At 39.9% G+C, this 10,775-nt stretch carries 10 protein-coding genes and 1 rRNA gene; 7 read left to right on the forward strand and 4 right to left on the reverse strand.

Annotation, left to right across the window (positions count from 1 at the left end; genetic code table 11):
• Positions 1 to 167 precede the first annotated feature (167 nt).
• Positions 168 to 683 carry a porin family protein gene (locus GTK07_RS16655; protein WP_163636365.1) on the forward strand — a complete coding sequence of 172 codons (516 nt, stop codon included), beginning with the start codon at positions 168 to 170 and terminating at the stop codon, positions 681 to 683.
• Between the two features lie 71 nt (positions 684 to 754).
• Here the strand turns inward: GTK07_RS16655 and rocD are convergent, their stop codons facing one another.
• Complete coding sequence (gene rocD / locus GTK07_RS16660; RefSeq protein WP_163636366.1) at positions 755 to 1,999, reverse strand: ornithine--oxo-acid transaminase; 1,245 nt, start codon at positions 1,997 to 1,999, stop codon at positions 755 to 757.
• A gap of 236 nt (positions 2,000 to 2,235) precedes the next feature.
• Between rocD and rlmD the strand changes: the two genes are divergently transcribed.
• The 4 genes from rlmD to GTK07_RS16680 are packed head-to-tail and all read left to right on the forward strand — an operon-like array spanning position 2,236 to position 5,267.
• The gene (gene rlmD / locus GTK07_RS16665) at positions 2,236 to 3,654 is read left to right on the forward strand and encodes a 23S rRNA (uracil(1939)-C(5))-methyltransferase RlmD (RefSeq protein ID WP_163636367.1); all 1,419 of its coding nucleotides are present in this window, start codon (positions 2,236 to 2,238) and stop codon (positions 3,652 to 3,654) included.
• A gap of 21 nt (positions 3,655 to 3,675) precedes the next feature.
• On the forward strand, positions 3,676 to 4,188 hold the full coding sequence (locus tag GTK07_RS16670) for a DUF6452 family protein (RefSeq protein ID WP_163636368.1): 513 nt from the start codon (positions 3,676 to 3,678) through the stop codon (positions 4,186 to 4,188).
• Positions 4,169 to 4,924 carry a DUF6048 family protein gene (locus GTK07_RS16675; protein ID WP_163636369.1) on the forward strand — a complete coding sequence of 252 codons (756 nt, stop codon included), beginning with the start codon at positions 4,169 to 4,171 and terminating at the stop codon, positions 4,922 to 4,924. Before GTK07_RS16670 ends, GTK07_RS16675 begins: the two co-directional genes overlap by 20 nt.
• 1 nt (position 4,925) lies before the next feature.
• Positions 4,926 to 5,267: a VOC family protein gene (locus tag GTK07_RS16680; RefSeq protein WP_163636370.1), complete on the forward strand. Its 342-nt coding sequence runs from the start codon at positions 4,926 to 4,928 to the stop codon at positions 5,265 to 5,267.
• Positions 5,268 to 5,397: 130 nt separating this feature from the next.
• On the opposite strand, the gene GTK07_RS16685 is transcribed toward GTK07_RS16680, so the two are convergent.
• A complete protein-coding gene (locus tag GTK07_RS16685) occupies positions 5,398 to 6,564 on the reverse strand; it encodes a THUMP domain-containing class I SAM-dependent RNA methyltransferase (protein WP_163636371.1) in 1,167 nt (388 codons plus the stop codon).
• 56 nt (positions 6,565 to 6,620) lie between these two features.
• Here GTK07_RS16685 and GTK07_RS16690 point away from each other — a divergent pair, with 56 nt between their 5' ends.
• Positions 6,621 to 7,307 (forward strand): ZIP family metal transporter, encoded by a 687-nt coding sequence (locus GTK07_RS16690; RefSeq protein ID WP_163636372.1) that lies wholly within the window; start codon positions 6,621 to 6,623, stop codon positions 7,305 to 7,307.
• Positions 7,308 to 7,425: 118 nt separating this feature from the next.
• Complete coding sequence (locus tag GTK07_RS16695) at positions 7,426 to 9,609, forward strand: Ig-like domain-containing protein (protein ID WP_163636373.1); 2,184 nt, start codon at positions 7,426 to 7,428, stop codon at positions 9,607 to 9,609.
• A 348-nt stretch (positions 9,610 to 9,957) separates the two neighbouring features.
• Here the strand turns inward: GTK07_RS16695 and trhA are convergent, their stop codons facing one another.
• Positions 9,958 to 10,590: a PAQR family membrane homeostasis protein TrhA gene (gene trhA, locus GTK07_RS16700; RefSeq protein WP_163636374.1), complete on the reverse strand. Its 633-nt coding sequence runs from the start codon at positions 10,588 to 10,590 to the stop codon at positions 9,958 to 9,960.
• 103 nt (positions 10,591 to 10,693) lie between these two features.
• Positions 10,694 to 10,775, reverse strand: a 5S ribosomal RNA gene (rrf, locus tag GTK07_RS19525); the annotation flags it as partial.

Consider the following 10,775-nt stretch of genomic DNA (forward strand, 5'->3'; position numbering starts at 1 on the left):
TTTCCCCTATAGCATTACCATGAAAGTTTACATGGGAACAGGGACACTGGTCAAAAAATTAGCATGCCGTATATACCAATCGTTAATTTTTACACCATGCAGTCCAAATCAATTTGCGTTCAATTATATTTCTATCTTTACCTCCGTAACATAAACTTTATTTAAACATGAAAAAACTTTTTTTAGTTGTCATTTCAGTATTTGCGTTTACGTATTCCTCTTATGCCCAAGATGTTAGATTTGGAGCAACAGCAGGTTACCTTAATGCCCGGGCCAGCATCAAAGCTGATGGTATTAGTGTATCCGCATCAGAATCTGGATTTTATCTAGGTGCAATTGCTGATTTTAATGTCTCTGAAAATTTTAATATCCAACCAGAACTTCTCTATGCCAATGTTGATGGTTCCGGTGCGTTAATGCTTCCCATTCTTGGTAAATTTGCCATTTCTGAAAAATTCAACTTTCAAGTTGGCCCACAAGTGGTTTTTTCCCTAGAAGAATCTGTTGAGGATTTTAGCAGTGTTGAATTTGACGTTGCTGGAGGGGTTGGTTATGACATTGATGATGACTTTTTTATCGAAGCCAGATATACCTTCCAAATCAACAACTCATATACCGGTAGTGAAGATGTAAAGGTTAGGGGCAATTACCTGACCATCGGTGTTGGTTATAAATTCTTGTAATCGATACTTTAAATCCTAAAAAAAGGGCAGTGAAACACTGCCCTTTTTTGTTTTATCATCGATTAACCGTCCTATTTGGAAAAATCCTGAAGTGTTTTTATGATAATACCCACGCAGTCCATTAATTGTTCGTGGTTCATCACCAAAGGCGGTGCAAAGCGGATGATGTTCCCATGGGTGGGCTTGGCCAAAAGACCATTTTCCTTCAGGGCCATGCAAACGTCCCAAGCCGTGGAACTATCCTCAGAATCATTGATCACAATGGCATTGAGCAACCCCTTGCCCCTCACCTTGGTCACCAAATCGCAAGTCGGGATAAACTTGTCCAGTTCTTCTCGGAACACTTCTCCCAACTCCATGGCATTCTCCGCCAACTGTTCATCCTTTATCACTTCCAGCGCAGCAATGGCCACCGCGGCCGCTACCGGATTCCCTCCGAATGTACTCCCGTGGCTACCCGGGGTAATCACCTCCATGATCCCATCATCGGCCAATACGGCCGAAACGGGGTAAACCCCACCTGAAAGGGCCTTTCCCAAGATCAAAATATCGGGTTTTACGTTTTCATGGTTCACCGCAAGCATCCTGCCCGTTCTGGCAATTCCTGTCTGCACTTCATCGGCGACAAAAAGGACATTGTACTTTTCGCATAGGGCCTTAGCTTCCGATAAATAACCTTCAGATGGCACATACACCCCAGCCTCTCCTTGAATGGGTTCCACCAAGAAACCGGCGACATTGGGATTATTTTGCAAAGCCTTTTCCAGTGCAATCAAATTGTCATATTCAATTTTGATGAATCCTTCGGTATAGGGTCCGTAATCCTCTCTTGCTACAGGATCATTGGAAAAGGATATGATGGTCGTGGTCCTTCCGTGAAAATTGTTCTCACAAACAATGACCTGGGCCTTGTTCTCAGGAATCCCCTTTTTTTGGTAGGCCCATCGCCTACAAATCTTCAAAGCTGTCTCCACAGCTTCGGCCCCGGTATTCATGGGCAATAATTTGTCGAACCCAAAGGTGGAGGTGGCATATTGCTCATACTGCCCAAGCATATCATTGTAAAAAGCCCTTGATGTCAAGGTCAAGGTTCGGGCCTGGTCTATCATTGCCCCTACAATCTTCGGGTGGCAATGTCCTTGGTTCACTGCGGAATAAGCAGAGAGAAAATCATAGTATTTCTTTCCTTCCACGTCCCAAACATAAACCCCTTCGCCCCTACTCAAAACTACAGGCAATGGGTGGTAGTTATGGGCTCCATACCTATTTTCCAAATCTATCGCTTGCCGCGATGTTAAATGCTCTAAAACAGCCATTTCAATAATTTTTTACATTCATAAAACAACCATTCCTACAGTACCTTTATTCTTTCGAGGATTCGAAAAAGCAGCGTGGGAGAGAAATCATCCCTTGAAGTGCCTGCAAATTACAAATTATTGTTCAAAAGCAAGGAGTTGAAATACTTGATTCCACGGGCGTAAAGACTCAAAGTTTAGGGTCAATTTAAGAAGCTGTAAGCTGCCAAATACCAAAAAGAACTTACTTTTGCGCCATGCGTAGAAAGAACAAACGACAAATTTTTGAAAATGTAACGGTTGTTGATGCTGGGGCCAAGGGAAAATCGGTGGGCAAGGCACCGGATGGTAGGGTCATTTTCCTCTCCAATGCCGTACCCGGTGATGTTGTGGATGTTATGACCACCAAAAAAAGGAGCGCCTATTTTGAAGGCCTTGCAACCCATTTCCATGTCCTTTCCGATAAAAGGACCCAGCCCGAATGCCAGCATTTTGGGGTTTGTGGAGGTTGTAAATGGCAAAACATGGGCTATGAACACCAACTCCGTTTCAAACAAAATGAAGTGGAGAACAATCTAAGGCGCATCGGCCATCTCGAACTTCCCAAAATCAGTCCCATTTTAGGTTCCATGAAACAATATTTCTATAGGAACAAAATGGAGTTCTCTTTTTCCAATAGTAGATGGTTGACCGAATCGGAAATCAATTCTGAGAAGGATATAGACGATCGTAAGGCTTTGGGGTTCCATATTCCGGGCATGTGGGACAAGATTCTGGACATTAAAAAATGTCACTTGCAACAAGACCCTTCCAATGCCATCCGGTTAGAGACAAAACGATTTGCATCCGAAAACGGATTATCCTTCTTTGACCCACGAAAACAAGAGGGGCTGCTACGCACGATGATGATCCGCACAGCATCCACTGGGGAAATTATGGTGCTCATCCAATTTTTTGAAGATAAAAAGGAACAACGGGAACTGTTATTGAACCATTTGGCACAAGAATTCCCTGAAGTCACATCCCTGTTATATGTATTCAATTCCAAACAAAATGACACCATCTACGACCAAGAAGTAGTATGTTTTTTGGGCCGCGACCACATTTTTGAGGAAATGGAAGGGCTTCAGTTCAAGATAAATGCAAAGTCGTTCTACCAGACCAACTCGGAACAAGCTCATGAACTCTATAAAGTAACCAGGGACTTTGCAGGGCTTACAGGCGATGAACTGGTTTATGACCTATATACCGGAACCGGGACCATTGCCCAGTTCATTTCAAAAAAGGCAAAAAAAGTAATCGGAGTGGAATCCGTTCCCGAGGCTATTGAAGATGCCAAGGCCAATGCTCGACACAATAACATTACCAATGTTGAATTCTTTGCTGGGGATATGAAAAATGTCTTCAACGAACAATTTATTATGCAACATGGGCAACCCGATGTCATCATCACCGATCCCCCAAGGGACGGTATGCACAAAAATGTGGTGGAGCAATTGCTTCTAGTAGCCCCTCCTAAAATCGTTTATGTGAGCTGCAACAGCGCAACCCAAGCAAGGGATTTGGCTCTTATGAAAGAACTTTATGAAGTCACAAAGGTACAACCTGTGGACATGTTTCCACAGACCCATCACGTTGAAAATGTTGTACTTTTGGAAAAACGGGCAAATCTTTAATTAAAAGGACAGTAAACTGGAATGAAGAAAATAATCCCCATCCTACTTATCATCTTCATGGTCATTTATGTTTCATCCTGTGAAAAGGATGATATCTGTGTTGACGGCGATACCCCGTTATTGGTAGTTCGTTTTTACGATATTAATGATACCACGGCCAGCAAGGATGTGCCATCATTGCGGATCAAGGAGGTTATCCTGAACAGTACCGTCAATACCTTTATCGATCGTGCAAGCAATTTGGATTCCATAGGAATTCCAATCCGTTCAGATGCTACCACAACTTCCTTCGCTTTTATCACCAATTCTGCAGACGATGCGGACACAGGTGAAGAAACTGGAAACATTGACACCCTTACCTTTTCTTATACTACCAGGGAAGCTTTTATTTCAAGGGCCTGCGGTTTTGTAATGAACTTTGACGGCCTAAGTGTTACTTTACCTGAAAGTGCCAATAACTGGGTCCAGGACATAAAAGTGGTCCAAGGATCCGTAGAAAACTCCAATAACGTCCATGTCAAGATATTTTATTAGTATCATTATAGCCTTATTGCCCTTGATGATATTGGGGCAAAGCGAGCCCATTGACCTTCAGAAAAAGGATACTGTGCAGTACAAAGAGCAATACGGCCTTAGAGTGGGTGCGGATATCAGTAAATTGGTACTTTCCTTTGTTGATGAGGATTATACAGGTCTTGAACTGGTTGGCGACTATCGTCTTACCCATAAATTGTATTTGGCCGCCGAAATTGGCAATGAAACCAAAACACAATCCGAAAACTTGGCACAGACCCTTTTATACAATTTTGAAACATCAGGAAGCTACATTAAGGCGGGTGTGGACATGAATACTTATGAGAATTGGTTTGGGATGAACAATTCCATCATTCTAGGGGGACGATATGCCGTGGCGAGCTTTAGCCAAACCTTGAATGACTACACTATTTTTGACAGTAATCAATACTACAACCAAGAATTCTTGGCAGGTGCTGAACCCGGTCGCGAATTTACAGGATTGACGGCTTCTTGGCTAGAATTGGTCCTTGGGATCAAAGCAGAACTATTTGCCAACATTTATGTTGGGATGAGTGCCCGACTTGGTTTTTTGGTCACAAATAAGGAAGATGAGAACTTTCCGAATCTCTGGATTCCAGGATTTAATAAAGTAACCGACGGAAGCAATTTTGGCGTTAACTACAATTATTCCATCACCTATCTGATTCCTTTTTATAAAAAGTCCAAAAAGAAGAAAGAACCTAGCCAAGAATAAAATGGAAAATACTCTAATCAACTATATCGAATTTAAGGCCAACGATCTTATAAGGATCAAGGAATTTTATGGGCAGGCTTTTGGATGGACCTTTACCGACTATGGACCCGAATATGTTGCCTTTTCCAATAGCGGGCTTGAAGGAGGTTTTATGCATTCGGACAGTACCATCATAAACGGGGCACTTGTTGTACTCTACCATGAAAACTTGGAGGAAATTCAAGGTAAAGTCGTGCGATCAGGTGGTACTATTGTTCAGGAAATCTTTTCGTTCCCAGGAGGCAGAAGGTTCCATTTTATAGATCCTTCGGGCAATGAACTTGCTATTTGGTCCGACAAATAAAAAAGAGCCTGATCAGTCAGGCTCTTTTTCTTCGTAGTTAGATTGAGTTAGTTAGTTTTTGCTTTTAAAAACTACCCAAAGCTAATCAATTAATTCACTTATCCAAATTTTTTAACCCGTTGTTACATTCTTAACTTGGATTGTTAGGATGTTTAATCTTTCGGGTTCCTTCATACATTTCGTACTGCACAAATTTGGATTCCAATTTTCCGTTAAACGCCTTTATTTTTTGTGATGGTCTGAGGCCAACATGCTTTAAAGCTTCTAGGTTGGATGTGATCAGCCAAGCCTTCGTACCAGGATAACTCTGCTTTAATGTATCCCCTATTTTGGTGTAAAATTCTTCCACCTCAATGGGCAAACGTTCCCCATATGGAGGATTGAACACCATATGCAATGCACCATCCACAGGTTTTTCGGTATAAAAGAAATCCTTTCGCTCCACAGTGATGTATTCGGCTAGATTGGCGTTTTCCGCATTTTCCTGAGATTTCCTAACTGCCGATGGAGCTTTGTCGTATCCCAAGATTTTGTGATGAAATTCTCTGGTTTTTTTCAAACTTGCATCCACTATTTTTTGATGCAGGTCCGCGTCATAATCCTTCCAATGCATAAAGGAAAATGACTCTCTGTTGATGTTGGCCGGAATGTTACAGGCAATCATACCAGCTTCGATCAAAAAAGTACCACTACCACACATGGGATCCAAAAAATCCGATTGACCCTCCCAACCACTCCTTAATAGCAATCCAGCTGCCAAAACTTCATTGATCGGGGCAATATTGGTGAGGATGCGATAACCACGTTGATGAAGGGAGTTTCCCGAACTATCCAAGGAAACGGTACAGGTATTCTTAAAAATATGGATATTGATCCGAACATCGGGATCCTGCGTGCTTACATTGGGACGTTGCCTCACCACCGCCCGGAATTTATCCACAATGGCATCTTTGGCCTTCAAGGACACGAACATGGAGTTATTGAACACATCGGATGATATGGTTGAATCAATGGCGAAGTTTTTTTCAACATCGAACAAGGAGGGCCAATCCAAGGAATAGATATGGTTATAAAGGTCTTTCTCATTAAAAACCAGAAACGTTTTGATCGGCTTGTACACCTTTAAAGCCGTTCGCAAACACAAATTGGCCTTGTACATAAAACCCGTGTCCCCTTCAAAGGTCACGTTCCTTACGCCCTCTTCCACATGTCCGGCACCCAAATCCCGAAGTTCCTTTGCCAAAATGGGTTCAAAACCATACAGGGTCTTCGCCATCATTTTAAAATTTCCCGCCATACCTTCAATACATCTTTCCGCAAAAATAGGCTATTTTTACACCTTCAAGTCTGCCTATGGATTTTCCTTCACTTCTAGTTTATATCATCCCCATTTTGGCCGTTTGGACCGGGTTTGTCTTTGTTTGGTTCATCAAGCCACAAAACACGGGAAACATTAAGCTTCTTTTGGCCTTTAGCGGGGCCTTTTTGTTGTCCCTTACCTTTTTTGAACTGCTACCTGAAGTCTATGAAGGAAACAATCCCAAGACTGTTGCCCTGTTCATTTTGGGAGGGATCTTGTTGCAGATTTTTTTGGAATTTTTTTCCAAAGGGGCCGAACATGGCCATATGCACATCCATTTAAAGGAAAACAAATTTCCGGCTTTACTGTTCCTGAGCCTATCCATACATGCACTCGTAGAGGGTGTGCCCATTCACGGGAACAATTCCATTTTATATGGAATCGTTATCCATAAAATTCCCATTGCTATTATCCTGAGTATCTTTTTTATCAACTCCAAGATGAAACTGGGATCCATATTGTTCTTTGTAGCTGCCTTTTCCTTGATGACACCTTTGGGAAGTTATCTGTCCACTTCACCGTGGATTGCTAATTATGGCCAATTTTTGACTGCTTTGGCCATTGGGGTGTTCTTCCATATCTCTACCATTATCCTATTTGAAAGCTCCCAAGGGCATGCCTTCAATTTGAGGAAATTATTGGTCATTATTTTGGGAGTTGGTATTGCCTATTTGGTATAACCCATAACAATAGTTTTGTCTCTCCACACCCCTTGTCGAATATTCCAACATTTTTTGATACTATTTTTGTGGTATTGACAATTTGGGTTAGATTTAAAAATCAAACTCAACCTTTTGCATGAAAAAATACTTACCATTTCAAATTTTATTTTTTTTCCTTTTTGTTATTTCTTGCTCCTCAGATTCTGGAGATCCAGCACCGGAGCCGGAACCAGATGTAATCGCGCCAACAGTTACCGTCCAAATTGCAGGATCAACTAATAATACCACTGGTGAGCCATCTGTTTTTAGCAATCAAATCACCATTAATATAAGTGCACAGGATGCTGGTGGGGTTGCCAAAGTGGAAGCATTTATAAACAATCAAAAAGTAGGTGAGGATAATAGTGCACCGTTTCAACTTACGATTGACCTTTCAAATTATTCTTCTAAGATTCCAAGTACTGGAAAGTTCCAAGATTACATACTAAAAATTGTTGCGACGGATACTTCTGGAAACGAAGGTGTTTCGGAGCAAATTATACATATAGACAATGAGTTGCCCGCAATTGCAAATGTTTCATTATCCAATGCAAGTATTATAAACGGAGATACCAATGCCGTAACATTTGAGGTAAGTGACAATGAAGGACTTACCTCGGTTAAAACATTTTTAAACAATGAACTGCTTCAAGAAATTACCGATGAGGTATTTGAGATCAACATCAACACGTTAGACTTGAATGATGGAAATAACGTTTTCAAAATTGAAGCCGTTGATTTGGCCCAGAACACAACCAACTATGAAGTTAATTTCATTGCTGATAATACAGGACCGGAAATTACATTGGAAGCCATAACCGAAGGAAGCGTTTTAGATACCTTATTTTTAATGGAACCCAAAGTCGAAGATCTCTTTTCAGAAGTTACTTCATTTAAAATTTCACTTAACGATGCTTTGTTGCACGAGAGTACCGAAGCTGGGCAAAAATCAATTGAAATAAACCCTAATGATTTTGAAATCGGGGATGCTACTTTCAAGTTAACTGCAACTGACAATCTTAATAACGAAACTGTACTTCAAATAAATACAACGGTACTGAGAAGATTATTTACAGTTCAGATAGATGAAGGCTTTTTAGAGAGCTCCTGGCGTTCCTTTTGGATTTTGGTTTCAGAAATGGATGGTAGCCCCATCACTTATCATTTTGCTCAATTGAATGAAGAAAATATAGTACTTCATGCCCCAACTGAGTTTCCAATGGATAAAGAATTCATGGTCTCTTTTATAGCTGATGAAGATCACCTAAGCTGGGTGGATACTCACATGACAACAATACAGAACCTAACAAGGGAAAACTTTAATAGTATTCATTTCACACCTCCATTTGGTTCAACATACTCTGTAAAAAATGTTCCAGCTATAAATTTTGAAGCTACAGACGATACTCAGGCACAGGGAAGAAATTTCCAAATTTACCATGAATCATCCCAACAAGCTATAAGAGTAGTTCAATACCAAGGATATGAACAATACTTCCCAAATAATGCATATTTAATTGGATATCAATTATCTGAAAACACTCCCTATAGCTACTTAAAGATTGGTGATCCTTGGAACACTGATTTTACAGTTAACAAAAACGATTTTACCACTAATTTGGTTAAAACTGGAGTTATAGATATGGGCAACATAGTGGGAGCCTACAATCCATCTTTAGAAATATTTGGATATGAAACGGATGAAGATTTTGAAAATGATGCCTATCATCGAATCTATATGAATCAGGGACAGCAAGAGTATGGGAATCAGTTTGCTTACTACTATCCTGAAGTTTTCAATAAATACAAACATCATTTTCGTGTAAAACAATATAACACAATCCGTGAGGGTAAACCATTAACATCTTACAATGTTCCCGATTGGATACCAAGTTTCACCCAAAATAATAGTGAAATAGTTATAAATAATTCAGGAATAGGCCATACCGTTGGTAGATTATTTCTCACCTATGGAAAATCAGACGGAGGATATCAAAATTTTAGTTTAATATATGACAGTTCCAAAAATCAAACTTTATATGTTCCCCAATTACCAGAAGCAATGTCTGCGCTAAGTATATATGACGCATTTAAAAATGAATTGTTTGAAGTAGATTTTGCCGACCTTAGCTCTTTTGATAACATTCAATCTTATGATGAATATATAGAACTTGTTATAAAACCCTACAAGGAACATTACGAAACCTCTAAAATAACGGATAACATTGTAGATGGTAATTTATTTGCCATACTAGCCAATTGGTCCTTTAAATACGATTAATTAAATTATGACTTCGAACCAATGTGGATTGGGCTCAATATTTGGGTATAGTTGCTTGTAAGTGTTTGGTACTATTGCCCCATAATAATTTAACTGATTGCGAATTTTTTGCAATTGCCCTATGTTATAATTCAAATCGTGAGTGACGAGCAAAATAATAATAACATTAAGATTAAAGGTGTTGCACTATATTGATACCGAAAAATTTTGGTCTATAACGAATACATCTATACCGTAATAAAAAATGATATCCAAATTCCTTAAGTAACAGAATGTTATTGATCTTTAAGAAAAACTTTGATACTGAAAGTTGGAACGGAATTAAAAATGATTTTTTTTTGACAATTATTAGATATACTGGTAAATTAAACACCAATGACTTATAGCCCCACCCAAAACAAAAAAATGCCATATAAGATGATTATACGGTATTTTTTTTATGGCATAAAAAAGAATCCCGATTGTATAAAAGGCTCCACCTAAGGAAAGATAAAGCAGGCCAGTTGTAGACATATGTTCCAATAAATAGGGCAGGTCGATGACTATTAACCAGCCCATTATTCCATAGAGCACCAAAGAGAAGGTTTCAAACTTACCTGTGAAAAATAGTTTAAGAATGGTTCCAAACAAGGCAATACCCCATACCAAATAGAACAGTAGCCATCCTTTTGATGGCAATAAAACGGTCAAACAAACTGGAGTATAAGTTCCGGCAATCAAATAATAAATACTGATATGATCCAATATCCTGAGATTCCTTTTCACCTTTGGATTTTGTACTGAATGATAGACAGTTGAAGCAGTGAACAACAATACCAAGGAAACCGAATACACAATGATACTTCCATACAGAAATGGTATCCTTTTTAAATCATTTTGAAAAAGAAGTACGCTCCCTATTATCACCAATACAATTCCTAAGGCATGGGAATAGGCATTCCACCGTTCTTCAAGTAGTGTAGGATTGGTTTTTGGGGTCAAGTTTAAGACATTTTTTATTCAGATGGCAAAGATAAGGCCTTACCTGATAATCTTTGAGCACCAGAAACAAAAAAGCCCCTTCACGTGGGTGAAGGGGCTTCGAGGAAGGCGGCGACCTACTCTCCCACCTGGTGTGGCAGTACCATCGGCGCAAACGGGCTTAACTTCCCTGTTCGGAATGGAAA

The organism is Flagellimonas sediminis, from assembly GCF_010500845.1.
Lineage (GTDB): Bacteria > Bacteroidota > Bacteroidia > Flavobacteriales > Flavobacteriaceae > Flagellimonas > Flagellimonas sediminis.

Excerpts from the sequence above, each read along its gene's own strand:
- GTK07_RS16695 (WP_163636373.1), top strand. The coding sequence starts at position 7,426 with ATGAAAAAATACTTACCATTTCAAATTTTATTTTTTTTCCTTTTTGTT.
- GTK07_RS16685 (WP_163636371.1), bottom strand. The coding sequence starts at position 6,564 with ATGGCGGGAAATTTTAAAATGATGGCGAAGACCCTGTATGGTTTTGAA.
- GTK07_RS16655 (WP_163636365.1), top strand. The coding sequence starts at position 168 with ATGAAAAAACTTTTTTTAGTTGTCATTTCAGTATTTGCGTTTACGTAT.
- GTK07_RS16690 (WP_163636372.1), top strand. The coding sequence starts at position 6,621 with ATGGATTTTCCTTCACTTCTAGTTTATATCATCCCCATTTTGGCCGTT.
- GTK07_RS16675 (WP_163636369.1), top strand. The coding sequence starts at position 4,169 with ATGTCAAGATATTTTATTAGTATCATTATAGCCTTATTGCCCTTGATG.
- rocD (WP_163636366.1), bottom strand. The coding sequence starts at position 1,999 with ATGGCTGTTTTAGAGCATTTAACATCGCGGCAAGCGATAGATTTGGAA.
- GTK07_RS16680 (WP_163636370.1), top strand. The coding sequence starts at position 4,926 with ATGGAAAATACTCTAATCAACTATATCGAATTTAAGGCCAACGATCTT.
- rlmD (WP_163636367.1), top strand. The coding sequence starts at position 2,236 with ATGCGTAGAAAGAACAAACGACAAATTTTTGAAAATGTAACGGTTGTT.
- GTK07_RS16670 (WP_163636368.1), top strand. The coding sequence starts at position 3,676 with ATGAAGAAAATAATCCCCATCCTACTTATCATCTTCATGGTCATTTAT.